The 16,688-nt window shown below is 65.5% G+C and carries 14 protein-coding genes; 8 read left to right on the top strand and 6 right to left on the bottom strand.

Annotated features, from left to right (window positions below):
• Positions 1-6: 6 nt before the first annotated feature.
• The 5 genes from I6F17_RS02745 to I6F17_RS02725 all read right to left on the bottom strand — a co-directional run bounded on the left by I6F17_RS02745 (position 7) and on the right by I6F17_RS02725 (position 5,618).
• Positions 7-1,203 carry an efflux RND transporter periplasmic adaptor subunit gene (locus I6F17_RS02745; protein WP_225124006.1) on the bottom strand — a complete coding sequence of 399 codons (1,197 nt, stop codon included), beginning with the start codon at positions 1,201-1,203 and terminating at the stop codon, positions 7-9.
• Positions 1,204-1,376: 173 nt separating this feature from the next.
• The gene (locus tag I6F17_RS02740) at positions 1,377-2,357 is read right to left on the bottom strand and encodes an NAD-dependent epimerase/dehydratase family protein (RefSeq protein ID WP_225124007.1); all 981 of its coding nucleotides are present in this window, start codon (positions 2,355-2,357) and stop codon (positions 1,377-1,379) included.
• A gap of 67 nt (positions 2,358-2,424) precedes the next feature.
• On the bottom strand, positions 2,425-3,495 hold the full coding sequence (locus I6F17_RS02735) for a hypothetical protein (RefSeq protein WP_225124008.1): 1,071 nt from the start codon (positions 3,493-3,495) through the stop codon (positions 2,425-2,427).
• An 82-nt stretch (positions 3,496-3,577) separates the two neighbouring features.
• Positions 3,578-5,068, bottom strand: coding sequence for an NAD(P)/FAD-dependent oxidoreductase (locus I6F17_RS02730; RefSeq protein WP_225124009.1), 1,491 nt, complete (start codon positions 5,066-5,068; stop codon positions 3,578-3,580).
• A gap of 100 nt (positions 5,069-5,168) precedes the next feature.
• A complete protein-coding gene (locus I6F17_RS02725) occupies positions 5,169-5,618 on the bottom strand; it encodes a cupin domain-containing protein (RefSeq protein WP_036042217.1) in 450 nt (149 codons plus the stop codon).
• A gap of 187 nt (positions 5,619-5,805) precedes the next feature.
• Between I6F17_RS02725 and I6F17_RS02720 the strand changes: the two genes are divergently transcribed.
• A complete protein-coding gene (locus tag I6F17_RS02720; protein WP_225124010.1) occupies positions 5,806-6,831 on the top strand; it encodes an AraC family transcriptional regulator in 1,026 nt (341 codons plus the stop codon).
• 30 nt (positions 6,832-6,861) lie between these two features.
• Here I6F17_RS02720 and I6F17_RS02715 read toward each other — a convergent pair whose 3' ends face one another.
• Entirely contained in the window at positions 6,862-7,494 is a 633-nt protein-coding gene (locus tag I6F17_RS02715) for a cupin domain-containing protein (RefSeq protein ID WP_225124011.1), read from the bottom strand.
• 219 nt (positions 7,495-7,713) lie between these two features.
• Between I6F17_RS02715 and I6F17_RS02710 the strand changes: the two genes are divergently transcribed.
• The 7 genes from I6F17_RS02710 (at position 7,714) to I6F17_RS02680 (ending at position 16,413) form a co-directional block, all read left to right on the top strand.
• Positions 7,714-9,405 carry a peptide ABC transporter substrate-binding protein gene (locus I6F17_RS02710; protein WP_225124012.1) on the top strand — a complete coding sequence of 564 codons (1,692 nt, stop codon included), beginning with the start codon at positions 7,714-7,716 and terminating at the stop codon, positions 9,403-9,405.
• A gap of 27 nt (positions 9,406-9,432) precedes the next feature.
• A complete protein-coding gene (locus I6F17_RS02705) occupies positions 9,433-10,383 on the top strand; it encodes an ABC transporter permease (RefSeq protein ID WP_225124013.1) in 951 nt (316 codons plus the stop codon).
• 3 nt (positions 10,384-10,386) lie between these two features.
• A complete protein-coding gene (locus I6F17_RS02700; RefSeq protein WP_225124014.1) occupies positions 10,387-11,262 on the top strand; it encodes an ABC transporter permease in 876 nt (291 codons plus the stop codon).
• 52 nt (positions 11,263-11,314) lie between these two features.
• A complete protein-coding gene (locus tag I6F17_RS02695; RefSeq protein ID WP_225124015.1) occupies positions 11,315-12,643 on the top strand; it encodes an FAD-binding oxidoreductase in 1,329 nt (442 codons plus the stop codon).
• A gap of 7 nt (positions 12,644-12,650) precedes the next feature.
• Positions 12,651-13,577, top strand: coding sequence for a glyoxylate/hydroxypyruvate reductase A (locus I6F17_RS02690; protein WP_225124016.1), 927 nt, complete (start codon positions 12,651-12,653; stop codon positions 13,575-13,577).
• A gap of 9 nt (positions 13,578-13,586) precedes the next feature.
• Entirely contained in the window at positions 13,587-15,455 is a 1,869-nt protein-coding gene (locus tag I6F17_RS02685; protein WP_225124017.1) for an ABC transporter ATP-binding protein, read from the top strand.
• 442 nt (positions 15,456-15,897) lie between these two features.
• Positions 15,898-16,413 (top strand): hypothetical protein, encoded by a 516-nt coding sequence (locus I6F17_RS02680; RefSeq protein ID WP_036042162.1) that lies wholly within the window; start codon positions 15,898-15,900, stop codon positions 16,411-16,413.
• Positions 16,414-16,688: the final 275 nt, after the last annotated feature.

Raw genomic sequence — 16,688 nt, 5'->3', positions numbered from 1 at the left:
CAGCCCCTACTTGCTCGAGGCCTGCGTCTGCTCGATCTTCGTCACCTGCGGGTCGATCTTCTGGCCCGGGATGACGCGCAAGAGCCCCGCGGTCACGACGCGATCCTCTGGCTTCAGGCCGCTCTCGATCACGCGCAGGCCGTTGTCGACCGGGCCGATCTGTACCTTGCGCTGCTCAACGACGTTGTCGCTGTTGACGACGAGGAGATAGCGGCCGCCCTGGTCGCTGCCGAGCGCGGTGTCGGGAACGAGCAGGGCGCTCTTCTCCTGGTCGAAGGGCACGCGGACCCGGACGAAATAGCCAGGCAGCAGCACCCGCTTGTCGTTGGGAACGAGGCCGCGCACGGCCAGCGTGCCGGTCGACTGGTTGAGGGTCGGCGAGACGTAGTCGAGCTTGCCCTCATGAGGGTAGCCGGTATCGGTCTGCAGCCCCACTTGAATCGGGAAGTGCTTCATGTCCGCGGGCGTCAGTCCGCGACGGGTCGCCTCGGCGCGGATGCGCAGCACGTCCTGCTCGTTGACGGTGAAGTTCACATAGATCGGGTCCATCGCCACGATGGTGGCGAGCTGGGTCGGCGAGGAGACGCCGACGAGCTCGCCGATCGAGACCATGTGCGCGCTGACGATGCCGTCGAACGGTGCCGTGACCTTGGTGTAGCCGTAATTGACTTCGGCGAGCTTGGTGTTGGCCTGGGCCTGCTGCAGATTGGCCTGGGCGTTGTCGCGGTTCGAGGTCGAGGTGTCGAGCGTGGCTTGCGAGACCGCCTGGCGCTGCACCAGCTCGGCCTGTCGCTTGTAGTCGGCCTCCGCCTGCCGGAGCGAGGCCTGCGCGCCGACTTCGGCCGCCTGCGCCTGCTCGAGCTTGAGCTTGTAGGTCTCAGGCTCTATCGTGAACAGCTGGGCGCCCTGCTTCACGAATGTGCCGTCCTGATAGTCGATCGTTTGCAGAAAGCCCTGCACGCGCGCGACGAGATCGACGCTCTTGATCGGTGCCGTGTTGCCGGTCGCCTCGATGTAGCGCGTCACCGGACGCTGCACCGGCGTCGCGATGTCGACCTTGGGCGGCGGCGGCGCCACGAACGTGTTCTTGTCCTCGCAGCCGGCGAGCACAGCCAATGCCGCGGTTGCGGCGAGTGCCCGACCGATATGTTTCCTCGCTGCTCCATTGCGTCGTGCGGGAGATGGGGGATTTGCGCGGCTCATTCGGTGGTCCCCGATTGCTGTCTGTCGGTGCGGCAGGCTACCAACAAACGGGCAGTCGTGGAACACCATAGCCATGGCGGTCACGGGTCTTGCACCGAAAACGGCAGTGTGGCCTTTGACAGATTTGTCACGACAAGGCGCTTTTCACCGGCGAACGATTGGCCCGTCCGCACCTAGAGCTGGCGCGCATGCCACGCCGCGAGCACATCCTTCTCGTCTTCGGCAGTGAGACCGACGACGGGCCCGTTGACGGCGTTGAGCCAATCAAGCGTATCGCGCGCGGTGTCTCCCGGCGGTCGCGAGGTCAGGCCGGCCGCGCGTGCCGGCGAGGTATCGCGCGTCAGGAAGCCGGCGTAATCAGGCAATGGCAGCCACATCGGTAAGGACCGCGGGCCCGCCCAACGCCTGACGTCATGCGCTTCCAGAAAGGCGCGATCGATCCAGGTGAAGGTGCAGGACGCGTTCAGCGCGGATGCGCATTCGCTCAGGAATCCGCCGCGCGTGCGGATCGGCCCAATCCCGTCATAGATGCCGGTGAGACCGCTCTCTGCCGCATGCACGATCCATTGCGCGAGATCGCGCACGTCGATGAACTGGACCGCATCCTCCGGCGATCCCGGCGCCAGCACCTCGCCGCCGCGCGCAAGCCGCGCCGGCCAGTAGGCGAACCGTCCGGTCGGGTCCTCGGGCCCTGCGATCAGTCCGGCGCGGCAGATGAAGGCGTCATCGCCGACCGCCTGTTCGCAGGCGACCTTGGCTGCGCCGTAGATCGCCTCGGTGCTGTGCTCGATCTCTCCCGCAACAGGCTCGCGCAGCGGCGCGGAGTCGGCGCGTTGCCCCGGGATGCGGTTGTCCGCATAAACGCTGATCGTCGAGACGAAGGTCCAATGCACGCCCGGCCGCTTCAGCGCGGCGACTGCGCGACGGACCTGGCCGGGATGACGCGAGACATCGACCACGGCGTCGAATGTCTCACCCGCGAGCGGCGCAAGTCCGTCGGCCACGTCGCGGTCGATCCGCAGGAAGCGGGCGCCGGCGGCAATCGGCCCCGCAAGGCCGCGGGCCGCGCAGGTCACGTCATGCCCGCCAGCGCAGGCATGGCTTGCGATCGCCCGGCCGAGAAACTGGCTGCCGCCGAGAACGAGAATGCGCATGGAAACGTCCGCGTGATCGATGCCACCGCGAGACTACAACCTGCGCTGGCAGTTGCAACCCGCTTCCTCAGCGCGCCCTGATCTCCGCGTATTTCGCCATCGCTTTCTCGAACTTCCGGTTGAACAGCCACATCGCAGCCAGGATTTCGCGGTAGCTTGCCGAGGTTTTCGCCCGGTCGGCCCGTCCGAAGGCAAAGATGCTGTTGTTGCGCAGGTGCTTCATGATCGTGGGGCTGGACACCCGGTAGTTCAGGAGATCGCCCGATTTGAGCGCCGACCGCGTCGGGGTCGGAACGATCTGGATCAGCTCGAACAGCTTCATCTGGTCGATCGTATCAGGGAGCGTCTTCACGACTTTCGGGATCTCACGAAACAGATCGGCGTGCGCGTTCATCAGGCCGTCGCGCACATTGGTCCAGTGGTTGAAGCGGTGATCGATGCCGCGGGCGCGCGCCTCTTCCTTGTCGTCGCGCGCGCTCAGGTGCGGATCGATCGCGGCGATGTCGCTCTTGATGGCCTCCCATTTCCGCCGGCCGTTGCGGTCTTCGGAGGGGCCTGTCTGGAAGCTGCCCATATAGGTGTTCGAGCGTGCATTGCGGACATTCTGCTTGCCGTTGGTCTCCGCAAAGAACAGCCCGAGGCTGATCCGCCCGGCAGCTTCGGCGTGTTCGGGAGCGAGGCCCTTGGCGCGCGCAATCGCGACCGCAAGATCGACGACGTCCTTGAACGGCGTCGGCGAGCTCTGCGCGCCGGCAGGCGGCGCCTCCATGATGTCGAACAGCCTGCCGTATTCCTCGACCAGCGGCTCGATGTCGGCGTCGAAATAGGCCGGGGGAATCTCGAACTTGTTGGGCCGGCCGATCCGCGACGGCGTGACGTCGGTCAAGTCCTTGTAGCTGCTGATGACGGCGACGCGTGCGAGATACAGCGCCTGCCCCGGCAGGTTCGGCAGCGGCTGCTTCGCCTCGATCTGGCGCCGCCGCTCGGCGAGCACGGATTTGAAGTCGCCGAGCGCGCGCTCGTAAGTGGCGAGCGCCGCCGATTGCTGCGGCGACGGTGCCTTCTGCGCATCGACCGGCGCCGCCACGAAGAAGGCAACGGCCGCAAGCGCCGCGGCGGCAAGTCGTCTCGATCCCATGACCGATCCTGTGGCTGGTTCCCGTCGATTCGATGGCCAGCGAGATCGTAGACTCCGGAGGCGAGCTGCCGCAATTCTCCTCTCACGCCGCCCGATAGTCCGGCGCCGTCGCGAGGAATTTGCCGTAAGCATCCGCATCCGGAGGTTGGAAGCGTCCTTTGAGCCCGCCGGTCTTCTGGTTCTTCGCGCCGATATCGGCCATCAGCTCGTCGAAATGGCGGTAGTGATAGGGGGCGACGCAGAGGCCGCCATAGACGCCCGCGGCCGGGCGCTCGACGCGCTTGAAGTGCAGCATCATCTCGATGTTGTCGCGCATCGCCTGGGCCGACGGCTGGTTGGCGAGCTGGCCGTCGGCATAACGCACCAGCCAGTTCGCCGCGAGGTCAGCGCAGAGCACGGTGCAGAACGAGGAGTTGAAGCCGACGAAGCCGAGCTCGGGCAGATCCGGATTGGCGATCAGGCGATAGAGCCGGTACTGCCCGTCGGCATCGACCAGTTTCTGCCGGTAGGCCTCGGGCAGGAACGGCACGCCGAGCTTGTAGCCGATCGCGAGCACGGCGACGTCGGCGCCCACGCGCTCGCCGCCGCTCATCACGATGCTGTCGCCCTCATAATGATCGAACGTGCCGAACACGGCCTTGATGCGGCCGTCGGCGACCATCGGGTAGAAGCCCGGCGTTGCGATGGGCACCGAGCAGTTGACGCCGTCCTCGATGCGCTCCTTCGGCACCATCTTGCAGCGGCCGAGCTTGAGCTGCGCCTTCAACAGGCTCTCCAGCCCGCGCCAATTGGCCCAGACCAGCGGCGCGGCGATGCGGTGCGCGAGCCGTCCCATCGCGCCGATGCCCCAGCCCGGAAACATCTCCTCCTGGGCGCGGATGTAGAGGATGCGCTTGAAGTTCACGAGACCGCCGATGAAATAGGGAATGCGCCAGACCGGCTCGCGCATCACGATCGTGACCTCGCGGGCGCCCGACTTCACCGCATTCACGGCGATGTCAGTTGCGGACTTCGAGCCGCCGAGCACGACGACGCGGCGTTCCTTCGCCAGGGTCGGATCGCCGTATTTCGACGAGTGCAGGATCTGGCCGCCCTGCGCCAGAAAGCCGTCCTCGCCGGGGCAATGCAGCTCGCGTGGCTCGTTGAATTGCCCGGTACAGACCGCAACGAAATCGAAATCCTCGCTCGTGGTCGTGCCGTTCCTGTCCTTCAAGGCAAGCGTCCATCCCGGCCTGCCGTCGCCACGGCGCGCCATGCCGGCGACTTCGGTGTTGAGCCGCAGCATGCGCTCGAGGCCAAAACTCTTGGCATAGTCGGCGAGGTAGGCGTGGACCTGCGGCCCGGTCGGCCATTCCGGATAGGCATCCGGCATGGCGCGGTCGGTGTAGCGGTAGAGCTCCTTCGGGCTCTGGGTCTGCACCTCGGGGTAGGAGCGCGCCGGCTCCCAGACGCCGCCGAGATCTGAGCTGCGCTCGACGATGGTGACGCGGTGGCCCCGGGTGGAGAATGCTTTCGCGGCGGCAAGGCCGGAGACTCCGGCGCCGATCACGCAGACATGTTTTGGGCTGACCATGGGATTGCTCGATGTGTTTGGCGCGCAAGCGGCCGCGTTCGGCCACAAGGCGCGGCCGGCCGGGGCTGCAAGCAGATGCAAGCGGAGGAAGCGGCGACGGCTAGTCGTTGGCCTCAGGCGGCAGGAAGTCGACCTCATGCAGCGCCGAGATGCGCACGACCTCGGCCGGGTCGGTCAGATTGTGCAGCTGGTTGAACAGCGCCTCCAGCTTCTGCATCGGTGAGACCCAGAACAGCGCGCGGCACGGCTTGTCGGACTTGTTGAAATAGCCGTGCGGGATGCCGCGTGGCATGCGCACGAGGTCGCCGGCATTGGCCTTGACCCATTGACCGTCGAGCTTGAGATCGAGCGTGCCTTCCTGCACCAGGATGAACTCGTCCTGGGTCGGATGGATATGCACCGGCACGAACTGGCCGGGATCGCTGTTGGTCTCGAACGCGAAAGTGGAGTCGGTGACGGCCTTGGGGAAATAGACCTGGCCAAGGATGTTCCAGCTCTTGCCGCCGTAGCCTGTGCCGTTCGCGGTGATGCCTTTTTCGAGTGCAGTCATGGCTTGCTCCTCATGGATTCCGGCGGGGACGGAGCATCGTCCGAGGACGGACCGCCTGTCTATCCGCTAAACGAATCCGGATGAACCTATTGCCATGCAGCACGACGAATTTGCGAGCTCCGCCCTTTTCGCCCCCGCGGAACTATTATAGGCTTAAAGGAATTCCGGGCGCGAAGCATGGTCGACGATGTCCGCAGCCGAGCTGGAAATGAGCGCAACAGCCTCTGCAGCCGAACGGCTTGCGGCCTTCGCCCGCGTCACCACTGATGACGTCGACGAGGCGGCCGAGCAGATCGGGCGCATCTTCTGCCCGCATGATCTCAAGCCGACACAGGCGCGCGCGGCCGGCTTCTCGGCCCGGCACAATTGCGCGGCGTTCGAGGGTTTCTCCATCAACTACGTCGCCTATGGCGGAGCGGTCAGCATCGATCCGGGCTGCCTCGAGCGCTTCTTCCTGGTGCAGGTCCCGCTTGCTGGCAGCGCCCGCATTCGTGCCGGTCGTCGTGAGCTCGATGCGGCCCCGGGGCGGATCGCGTCGCTGCTGTCGCCGACGATTCCGACCCGGATGATGTGGAGCGATTGTGCGCAGGCGATCCTGCTGCTCGATCGCCGCATGGTCGAGCAGCGCGCCGCGGCCTTGTCGGGCAGGGCGGCAGGCAGGGTCGAGTTCGATCCGGTGATCGAGCTGGATGCGCCGTCCGGGCGGGCCCTGCAGACGAGGCTCGCCGAGCTGATGACGCTCGCCGAGCGCCTCGGGCCATCAGGCCGGCTCTCGCCGGCCGCGATGGCCGATTGGCGCGAAGCGCTGCTCGATCATCTGCTCAACCGGCAGCGGCATGGCCTGTCGGATGCGATTGAAACGTTCTCGGGGCAGGCCGAGCGTCTGCCCCGCGCGCTCCGCGCCGCGCGCGACCATCTGGCAGACAGTGCCGGCGAGCCGCTCGATCTCGCGCAGCTCGCCTGCGTGGCCGGCATCGGCATCCGCGCGCTCCAGCTCGGCTTCCGCCGCCACTTCGGCGTGTCGATCTCGCAGATGCTGCTCGACATGCGCCTCGCCGGCCTCCACGCGCGCCTCGCGCAAGCCGCCCCCGATGCCTCCATCACCGAGATCGCCTTCGATCTCGGCTTCACCCATCTCGGCCGGATGGCCGGCGCCTACCGCGAGAAATTCGGCGAGACGCCCTCGGCAACGCTGCGGCGAAGGATGAGCTAGGTCCGTATCACCAGGCCTGGATGCCGGGCCTCAACCCGCCGGCGAGTCGGTCTGGCACAGCGTCGTCACCCAGATCACGCGCGCCACCTGCTGGGTCGGGTTGTCGAACATGTGCGGCACGATGCTCGGAAAACGAAAGCTGTCGCCGGCTTCCAGCACATGGGCCTGGTTGTCGAGCCACAGCCGCAGGCTGCCCGAGAGGATGTAGCCCGCCTTCTCGCCGGTGTGCTGCAGGAAGTCGGTGCCGGAGGAGGCGCCGGGATTGAGCGTGAGCTCGTAGAGCTCGAGCTGGCCTTTGCCTTCCGGCGTCAGCGCTTCCTTGACGACGCCGCTGGCGGTGAGCCGCAGCAGCCGCCTGGCGTTCTTGCGCACGGTGTAGCGCGGCGCTTCGGCAGGATCGCTGCTCTCGAAGAAATAGGAGATGGGAACGTCGAGCGCGATGCTGAGCAGGCGCAGCGTGCGGATCGACGGCATCGCGCGCGCACGTTCGAGCTGGCTGATCATGCCGGTCGACAGGCCGGTCTTGTTGGCGACGTCCTGGATCGACAGGCCGGCGCGCTGACGCAGCAGTCGCACGGTTTCACCCAGGCGCTGGTCGACCGCATCGTCAGCTTCGATCGCCGAAGCGTCCTTGCTGCCGTTTGTATCGCCGCGACCATCCATGTCGCTCTCCCATGCATCATCTCAGCCCTCGGGCGTCGCGCCCGTGGCGTTAATCGGAGTGAAAAGCTGGAGCATTCTAGCAATGCGATTGACAGCTGTATTTAGTCGTGATGAACTTTTGCCAGAAAAATTTAGAAGCACTAAAGCCCACTCCTTGTCCCTTTGCCGGGGTCTCGGGGGCGCGGGAGACGGTGCCGCGTGCGGATCGGAGAGTGGGTCATGGTAGACAACACCGGCAAGTTCGGCGTTGCGGCAGGGCATCTCGGCATTCCGAATCGCCGTCAATTCTTCCAGCTTGGCGCGGGCGCAGCCGCAGGCTGGACGCTTTCAGGGAACGCCTTCGCACAGACCGAACGTCCTACCAATCCCCCGGACAAGCCGCGCGGCCAGGTGATCGCGGCGCTGTCGCAGGAGCCGACTGTCTTTCATCCCTTGATGCCGGGCATCGAGGTCGATCAGGGCATCTGGTGGCAGGTGTTCTCGCCGCTCTGGTACATCGAGCCCGACGGGAAATTCGTTCCCGACCTCGCCCGCGAAGTCCCGACCATCGAGAATGGCGGCCTCTCGGCCGACGGCCTGACCTGGAAGATCAAGCTGCGCAGCGACGTGAAATGGCACGACGGCACGCCGTTCACGGCGGAGGATGTCAAATTCTCCATCGAGCTGATCAACAATCCCGGTTTCCGCGCGCGCAGCCGGGTCGGCCATAGTCTCGTCAAGGACATCACCGTCGTGGCGCCCGACGAGATCCATTGGCGGATGGAGTCGCCTTATTCGCCCTATATGTCGATCCTGGCGTCGTTCACCTTCATCGTGCCCAAGCACATCCTGGAGAAGGTGTCCGATCCGAATGCCTCACCGTTCCACAATGCGCCTGTCGGGACCGGCCCGTTTCGCTGGGGCGAGCGCGTGCCCGGCGACCATATCCAGCTGAACGCCCACACCGGCTATCATGGCAAGGGGCCGTACCTCGAACGCGTGGTCTTCAAATACATCCCTGATCTCACCGTGCTCTACACCCAGTTCCGCACCGGTCAGGTCGACTACACCGGCCTGCAAGGCATCCTGCCGAACTTCGTGCAGGAGGCAAAGACGCTGAAGGGCCGCAAGATCTTCGTCTCTTCGACCTCCTCGGTAGAGCATATCGCGCCGAACCTGGATTTTGGCCCTTTCACTGATCGTGCCGTGCGCGAGGCGCTCTATCTCGGCATCAACAAGCAGGCGATCATCGACGCGCTCTATTACGGTCTGCCGACGCAGACCGAGAGCTTCGTGCCGCAGCAGGCCTGGTCGTTCCAGCAGGGCCTGCCGCAGCACGAATACGATCCTGCCAAGGCCAACGCGCTGCTCGACGCCGCGGGCTGGGTTCGCGGCGCCGGCGGCGTGCGCGAGAAGGGCGGCGTCAAGCTCGAATTCACCAACTCGACGACGTCGGGCAATGCCGTCCGCGAGCAGACCCAGCAGCTCCTGATCCAGGACTGGCGCGCGATCGGCGCTGCGATGCGCGTCAACAACATGCCGGCCGCGGTGATCTGGGGCGAGTTCTGGCAACAGTCGAAGTTCAACTCGGTGCTGGTGTCGGTGAACTTCATGCTCGGCAGTGACCCCGATGTGACGCCGCGCTTCGGCTCCGGCGCCATTCCCGCCAAGGGCGGCCGCGGCTTCAACACCTATCAGTACAGAAGCCCGGAGGCGGATCGTCTGCTCGCCGAAGGCGCCAAGCAGTTCGAACTCGCCCAGCGCAAGACCACTTATGGCGACCTGCAGAGGCTGATCCGCAACGATTTTGCGATCCTGCCGCTGTTCCAGGGCTTCATTGCGGAGGGCGTAAAAGAGGGGCTGCAAGGCTTCCGTCCCAACATCAACACCTCCATCAATTGCTGGAACATCCGCGAATGGTATTGGGCCTGATGTCTCGGGCTGGTCGGATCGCCTGAGATGGCCCGCTACGTCGTCAATCGCCTGGCGCAGGCGATCATGCTGCTGGTGATCGTCTCGGGAATCGGCTTCGCCATCCTGCATCTGGCGCCCGGCGGCCCGCTCTCGCAGTTCGCCGTCTCCGGGCAGATGACTCAGGAGGATCTCGACCGCGTCACACGGCAGCTCGGCCTCGATCGGCCGCTGCCGATCCAATATCTCGACTGGTTCGGCCGCATGGTGCGGGGTGATTGGGGCAAGTCCTATCGCGACGGCGAGGCGGTGCTGTCGGTGATCTCCTCGCATCTCGGCGCCACGCTGGAGCTGATGGCGACGGCGACTATCATCGCGGTGCTGCTCGGCTGCTGGATCGGCATCCTTGGCGCGCTGCGCCGCTATTCGTTGTTCGATACGCTCGCCACCGTCGGCGCCATGATCGCGCTGTCGATCCCGACCTTCTGGTTCGGCCTCGTCACCATCTACGTCTTCTCGGTCAAGCTCGGCTGGCTGCCGGCGGGCAACCGGCACACGATTGGCGACGGCTCCTTCCTCGACCTGCTGCATCATCTGATCGCGCCGGCCATGGTGCTGGCGCTGGTCGAGACCGCGATGTGGGGCCGTTTCATGCGCTCCTCGATGCTCGAGGTCATCAACCAGGACTACATCCGCACCGCGCGCGCCAAGGGCATGCCGGAATGGCGCATCCTCACGGTGCACGCGCTGCGCAACGCGCTGCTGCCGATGATCACGGTCGCGGGCCTGCAGTTTCCGACGCTGCTCGGTGGCGCGCTGGTGGCAGAGACCGTGTTCACCTGGCCGGGCATGGGCCGCCTGTTCCTGGATTCGATCGGTTACCGCGACTATCCCGTGGTGATGGGCATCCTGATGTTCTCGGCGACGATGGTGCTGATCGGCTCACTGCTGGCGGACATCCTCTATGCCGTCGTCGATCCGCGCATCCGGGTGGGCTAACCGATGGCAACCGCAGCCCTCTCCACCGTTCAGCTCGCGCCCGGCCAGGCCGCGTGGCGGCGCTTCCGCCGGCATCGGCTGGCGCTCGCGGGCGCATTGATCATCCTCGTGCTCGTGCTCGGTTCGGCGTTCGGCCCCTACCTGCTGCCGTTCGACGACACCTACATCGACATCATGAAGCGGTTCGCGCCGCCGCTCTCCGGCGCGCATATCCTCGGCACCGACGAGCTCGGCCGCGACGTGCTGGCACGGTTGATGATGGGCGGGCGGGTCTCGCTCTCGATCGGCATCGTCGCGATGGTGATCGCGATGGCGGTCGGCATTGTCGTCGGCGCCTTTGCCGGGTTCTATGGCGGCGCGGTCGGCGCGGTGTTGATGCGGCTGGTCGACGCCGTGCTGTGCTTTCCGACCATCTTCCTGCTGCTGGCCCTCGCAGCGCTGACCGAGCCCGGTCTCGTCACCACCACCATATTGATCGCCGCCACGGCCTGGATGGCGGTCGCGCGCGTCGTCGAAGCCCAGGTGCGCTCGTTGCGCGAGCGGGAATTCGCGGTGGCCGCGCTCGCGTTCGGCTCCTCGAACCTGCGCATCATGTTCCGCGAACTCGTGCCCAACGCGATCGCGCCGATCGTCGTTGCCGCGACGCTCAACGTCGCCAAGGCGATCCTGCTCGAATCCTATGTCAGCTATCTCGGCTACGGCATCCAGCCGCCGGCGGCGAGCTGGGGCAACATGCTCAACAATGCGCAGATCTATCTCACCAGCGCGCCCTGGCTCGCGATCGCGCCGGGCGTCGCCATCACGCTCGCGGTGACCAGCTTCAACTTTCTCGGTGACGGCCTGCGCGATGCGCTCGATCCGCGAATGAACATCCAGTGACGCGCAAGACCTCTGACGCGCAAGAGCTCGAACTGAACTCCAGGAGTGCCCCATGTCCCCGCCGCTCAACCGCATCAACAGCGACGAACGCCTGCCGGCGCAGGTAGATGTCGTCGTCATCGGCGGCGGCGTCATCGGCGTCTCGGCCGCCTATCATCTGGCGAAGAAGGGGCACTCCGTCGCGCTGGTCGAGAAGGGCCATGTCGGCGGCGAGCAGTCGAGCCGCAATTGGGGCTGGTGCCGCCAGCAAGGCCGCGCACGCGAGGAGATCCCGCTCGCGCGCGAGGCGCTGCTTCTGTGGGAGGACATGCAGAACGATGCCGGCGTCGATGCCGGCTTCCGGCGAACCGGGGTGTTGTTCCTGACCAAGAGCAAGGACGAACTCGCCAGCTGGGAGCGCTGGGCCGCGGTCGCGCGCGAGATGCAGGTTCACTCCACCGTGCTGACGCCGGCCGAGGTCGCCGAGCGCATGCCCGGCAACGCCGACACATGGGTCGGCGGCCTGCACACGCCGAGCGATGGCCGCGCCGAGCCGTCGATGGCCGTCCCTGCGCTCGCCGCCGCCGCACGCAAGCACGGCGTCACCATCCACCAGGGCTGCGCCGCGCGCGGGCTGGAGACGACTGGCGGGCGCGTCAGCGCCGTCGTCACCGAGAAGGGCACCATCCGCACGCAATCCGTGCTGCTCGCGGGCGGCGCGTGGTCGTCGCTGTTCTGCCGCCGCCACGGCATCGAGCTGCCGATCGGACTCGTCAACGCCACCGCGTGCCGGACCACGCCGGGACCGGAGATCACCTCCGGCGCGCTCGGCACCGATTTCTACTGCATCCGCCGCCGCCTCGACGGCGGCTTCACGCTGGCGCTGCGCAACCGCGGCACGGTCGAGCTGTCGCCGGACCTGTTCCGTTACGCGCGCTCGTTCTGGCCGACCTATCAACATCGCAAGAACGGATTGAAGCTTTCGTTCGGCAAGTCGTTCTTCGATCAGCTCATGCGCGGCACCAGCTGGAGTTTCGACAAGCCATCGCCGTTCGAGGCCGAGCGCGTGCGCGATCCCGCGCCCGACATGTCGCTGGTCAATGCGGCGCTGGCGGCGCTGATCAAGTCGAATCCGGAATTGAAGACCATCGAGATCGCCGAAGCCTGGGGCGGCACCATCGACTGCACGCCCGATACGATTCCGGTGATCTCACCGGTCGATGCGCTGCCGGGATTCTACCTCGCGACCGGCTTCTCGGGCCACGGTTTCGGCATCGGTCCCGCCGCTGGCAAGCTTGCGGCCGACCTCGTGACGGGCGCGACGCCGCTTGTCGATCCCGCCGCTTACAGCCACAAGCGCATGATCGACGGCCGTCGTCTCGCGCCGGTCAGCCCGTTCTGAGGCCGGCATGACGGTTCTCTACAAGGCCAATATGGTGCGCGGCGCCGAGTGGGCGCGCTTCTTCGCGGAGCGCGCGCCTGATGTGCCGTTCCGGCTCTGGCCCGACATCGGCGATCCGGCCGCGGTGCGCTATCTCGTGGCCTGGGTGCCGCCGGATGACATCGCGACGACCTTTCCCAATCTCGAGCTGGTCTTCTCGGTGGGCGCGGGTGTCGATCAGTTCGACACCACGAAAGTCCCAGCGCACATCCCGCTGGTCCGCATGCTGGAGCCCGGCATTGCCGAGACCATGGTCGAATACGTCACCATGGCCGTGCTTGCCCTGCATCGCGATCTCCTCGATTTCATCAGCCAGCAGAGGCAGCAGGTCTGGCGCGAGATCCGGATCACCCCGGCCAGGCGCCGGCGCGTCGGCGTGGTGGGGCTCGGCCAGCTCGGCCAGGCCGTGCTGGAACGGCTCAAGACGTTCGGCTTTCCGCTTCTTGGGTGGAATCGCTCGCCGCGCGAGATCGAAGGCGTCACCTGCTATGCGGGGGCCGATGCCTTGCCAGAATTTCTGGCGCAGGCCGACATTCTCGTCTGCCTGCTGCCGCTGACGGATCAGACGCGCGGCATTCTCGATGCCGAGCTGTTCGCGCGCCTGCCGCGCGGGGCAGGGCTCGTCAATGTCGGGCGCGGCCCGCATCTCGTCGAGGCCGATCTCCTCGCAGCCCTCGACAGCGGCGCGCTATCAGGTGCGGTGCTCGATGTCACCGATCCCGAGCCGCTGCCTGCGGGCCACCCGTTCTGGAGCCATCCCCGCATCCTGCTGACGCCGCACAATGCCAGCATGACCACGCCCGATACGGCGGTCGATTTCGTGCTCGACGTCATCGCGCGGCATCGTCGCGGCGAGGAGCTGCCGGGGCTGGTCGATCGCAGGCGGGGCTATTAGGGCAATCGCATGAGCATCGACAGAAGAAAATCTGATCAGGCCGTTGCCGAAGCACAGTCCTCTGTGCTCTCGGTCTCCGGCCTCACCACCTCCTTCATGCTCGAGCGGCAATGGATTCCCGTCGTTCGCAATGTCTCGTTCGACATCGCAGCCCGCGAAACCGTCGCGATCGTCGGCGAGTCCGGTTCGGGCAAGAGCGTGACCGCGCTGTCGATCATGCGGCTCATTCCGAAGGAGATCGGCCGGGTCGAGGGCCGGGTCATGCTGGCGGGGCGCGACCTGCTCGCGCTGCCCGAGGCTGATATGAAGGATATCCGCGGCAATGACGTCGCCATGATCTTCCAGGAGCCGATGACGAGCCTCAATCCGGTGCTCACCGTCGGCTTCCAGATCGCGGAGGCGCTGATCCAGCATCGCGGCCTGTCGCGCGCGGCGGCGGAGGCGGAGACCATTCGTCTGCTCGATCGCGTCCGTATCCCTGCGGCTTCATCGCGCTTCCACGAGCATCCGCACCGCTTCTCCGGCGGCATGCGCCAGCGCGTGATGATCGCGATGGCGCTGGCCTGCAAGCCGAAGCTTCTGATTGCGGACGAGCCGACCACCGCGCTCGACGTCACCATCCAGGCTCAGATCCTCGAGCTCTTGAAGGAGCTGCAGCAGGAGGAGGGGATGTCGATCCTCTTCATCACCCACGACATGGGCGTGGTTGCCGAGATCGCGGACCGTACCGTGGTGATGTACGGCGGGCAGGCGGTGGAGACCGACGCCACCGCGCGCATTTTTGCCGCGCCCGCGCATCCCTATACGCGCGCGCTGCTCGCGGCCGTGCCGCGGCTCGGCTCGATGGACGGGCGGATGCGGCCGATGCGGTTTCCGATCGTCGACAAGGTGACGGGCACGTCGGACGAGCCGGCCGAGACGCCCGATACGGTCTCGCCCGCCGAGCGGCCTCTGCTGGAAGTCTCAAACCTCACGACGCGCTTTCCGATCCGCTCGGGCCTGTTCGGCAAGGTCTCGGGCCGCGTCCATGCGGTCGAGAACGTCTCCTTCACCTTGCGCGCCGGCGAGACATTGGCGCTGGTCGGCGAATCCGGCTGCGGCAAGTCGACCACCGGACGCTCCATCCTGAAGCTGACGCAGCCGGACAGCGGCACCGTCCTGATCGACGGCCAGGATGTGCTGGCCATGAACGGCCGGGCTTTACGCGATGTCCGCAAGCACATGCAGATCGTGTTTCAGGATCCGTTCGCGAGCCTCAATCCGCGCATGTCGGTGGGAACGGCGATCGCTGCGCCCTTGCTTGCCAACGGGCTCGCGACGGCGTCGCAGGCGCGCGACAAGGTCGCCGACCTGCTCGTCCGTGTTGGGCTTTCCGCCGACATGGCGGCGCGCTTCCCGCACGAATTCTCCGGCGGCCAGCGCCAGCGCATCTGCATCGCCCGCGCGCTCGCGCTCGGGCCGAAGCTGATCGTCGCGGATGAGGCGGTCTCCGCGCTCGATGTCTCGGTGAAGGCGCAGGTCGTCAACCTGATGCTCGACCTCCAGGCCAGCATGGGCCTCGCCTATCTCTTCATTTCCCACGACATCGCCGTGGTCGAGCGCATGAGCCACCGCGTTGCCGTGATGTATCTCGGCGAGATCGTCGAGATCGGCCCGCGCGCATCCGTGTTCGGCAATCCCCAGCACCCCTACACAAAGAAGCTGATGGCCGCCGTGCCGGTGCCCGACCCGTCGCGCCGCGGCACGCGGCGCCAAGCCTCCAACGACGAGATCAGAAGCCCGGTCCGCGCGCCGGACTACCAGCCGCCGGTGCGGCACTATCGCGAAGTGTCGCCCGGCCACGTCGTGCAGGTCTGGGGCGAGGAGTGGTCGGGCTGAGGCTGCGAGCTTCACGAAACCAAGCGCGTATCTTTGATTTCGGCCAGACGCGGGCAGCGTGCTGACCAACCGCGCGTTGCAGATCCAGCATGTTCGCCGTCCGTTATCGCGAAATGAGATGCGTCCTTCGGAAATTGTGACCGAATAGAGCGACAGGGAGGACCGTGTGTGAACCGCTTCATACGCGCTCGCTTTCTTTCTGAATTACCACTCTCGCAACGAAAATTGCCGCACCCGGATCATTTGAAACACGGGTGAGATGCAATGCCTGCGCAGCCACATGCTCGCAGCTTTGGATTGGTTCCGTCTCGGTCACGAGCAAAGCCAGTCCCATCACTCAGCAAAGATTCTTCAGAAATTGGAATGAAAGGGCATCGCGCAACTCACGCAGCTTCTGTTCGGGGTCGGCCGGTAGGCTGCTACTTACTCAGAAGGAGCTCCTATGAAGATAAGCAGCGCAATTTTCAGCGCCTTTTCTGCAACAAGGCGCGTCGGCAATCTTCGGATCGCCCGTTCCAGTCTGATCAAATCGGCCCATCTTCTTGAAAGAATCGGGCTGGCCTCCGTCGGGGCCTCTGGCGGCCTCTATGTTGGAGCAACCCTGTTACGTCAGAAAGCCGGTCTGTTTGAAAGCGGCTGGATCGTCCTAATAACGATGGCCTACGGAGCTCTTGGCTATTACGTGGGAATTGATCTGTCCGGCAATGTCGCACCGAGGTCGACATCGAACATCTCGGAGGAATGGAACGGTTCCGAGCCGGTCGAGATCATGAGTGCGGCCGGAACGTTCGGCGCGGCAATCGCCGCAACTCTGTCCGTCAGCATCCTTGTCCTTGATCAAAATCTGCCGAACGGCCTGATCGGCTTTGTTGCGGGCTGCTGGGTGGTCGGTTCTTCGCTTCAGGTTGCGGCGGGCACGATGGCTCGCAACTACGAAGCGCCTGTCAGCGAGCAATGAAGGAGCTCCGGTCGCGGAAAACATCCGCTCGGCACTAAGCCGCAGTGTTGGTTCGGTTCCGGTTCGAAACGAGCGTGACGACTCCTCGCAACCTCTGCCGTCCAATGCTGCGTGCCAACGATGTTTGGTAGCAAAGCCGTTCGCATCGAGCAACGTCACCGCTTGAAAGCGATATCGGCATTGAGAAACCCAGGTTATCGCGCGACAAACAAGACGTGCCATCATGGTGGTGTTGGTATATTGTCCCCGCGCGCCGTGGTCCAAAATTTCTGCTA

Source organism: Bradyrhizobium sp. NBAIM18 (assembly GCF_020193825.1).
Taxonomy (GTDB): domain Bacteria; phylum Pseudomonadota; class Alphaproteobacteria; order Rhizobiales; family Xanthobacteraceae; genus Bradyrhizobium; species Bradyrhizobium yuanmingense.
The sequence above is the reverse complement of the archived record's forward strand: the minus strand, read 5'-3'. Positions and strand labels throughout refer to the sequence as shown.

Excerpts from the sequence above, each read along its gene's own strand:
- I6F17_RS02720 (WP_225124010.1), top strand. The coding sequence starts at position 5,806 with ATGTCCGCAGCCGAGCTGGAAATGAGCGCAACAGCCTCTGCAGCCGAA.
- I6F17_RS02680 (WP_036042162.1), top strand. The coding sequence starts at position 15,898 with ATGAAGATAAGCAGCGCAATTTTCAGCGCCTTTTCTGCAACAAGGCGC.
- I6F17_RS02685 (WP_225124017.1), top strand. The coding sequence starts at position 13,587 with ATGAGCATCGACAGAAGAAAATCTGATCAGGCCGTTGCCGAAGCACAG.
- I6F17_RS02705 (WP_225124013.1), top strand. The coding sequence starts at position 9,433 with ATGGCCCGCTACGTCGTCAATCGCCTGGCGCAGGCGATCATGCTGCTG.
- I6F17_RS02745 (WP_225124006.1), bottom strand. The coding sequence starts at position 1,203 with ATGAGCCGCGCAAATCCCCCATCTCCCGCACGACGCAATGGAGCAGCG.
- I6F17_RS02740 (WP_225124007.1), bottom strand. The coding sequence starts at position 2,357 with ATGCGCATTCTCGTTCTCGGCGGCAGCCAGTTTCTCGGCCGGGCGATC.
- I6F17_RS02730 (WP_225124009.1), bottom strand. The coding sequence starts at position 5,068 with ATGGTCAGCCCAAAACATGTCTGCGTGATCGGCGCCGGAGTCTCCGGC.
- I6F17_RS02715 (WP_225124011.1), bottom strand. The coding sequence starts at position 7,494 with ATGGATGGTCGCGGCGATACAAACGGCAGCAAGGACGCTTCGGCGATC.
- I6F17_RS02695 (WP_225124015.1), top strand. The coding sequence starts at position 11,315 with ATGTCCCCGCCGCTCAACCGCATCAACAGCGACGAACGCCTGCCGGCG.
- I6F17_RS02725 (WP_036042217.1), bottom strand. The coding sequence starts at position 5,618 with ATGACTGCACTCGAAAAAGGCATCACCGCGAACGGCACAGGCTACGGC.
- I6F17_RS02735 (WP_225124008.1), bottom strand. The coding sequence starts at position 3,495 with ATGGGATCGAGACGACTTGCCGCCGCGGCGCTTGCGGCCGTTGCCTTC.
- I6F17_RS02700 (WP_225124014.1), top strand. The coding sequence starts at position 10,387 with ATGGCAACCGCAGCCCTCTCCACCGTTCAGCTCGCGCCCGGCCAGGCC.
- I6F17_RS02690 (WP_225124016.1), top strand. The coding sequence starts at position 12,651 with ATGACGGTTCTCTACAAGGCCAATATGGTGCGCGGCGCCGAGTGGGCG.
- I6F17_RS02710 (WP_225124012.1), top strand. The coding sequence starts at position 7,714 with ATGGTAGACAACACCGGCAAGTTCGGCGTTGCGGCAGGGCATCTCGGC.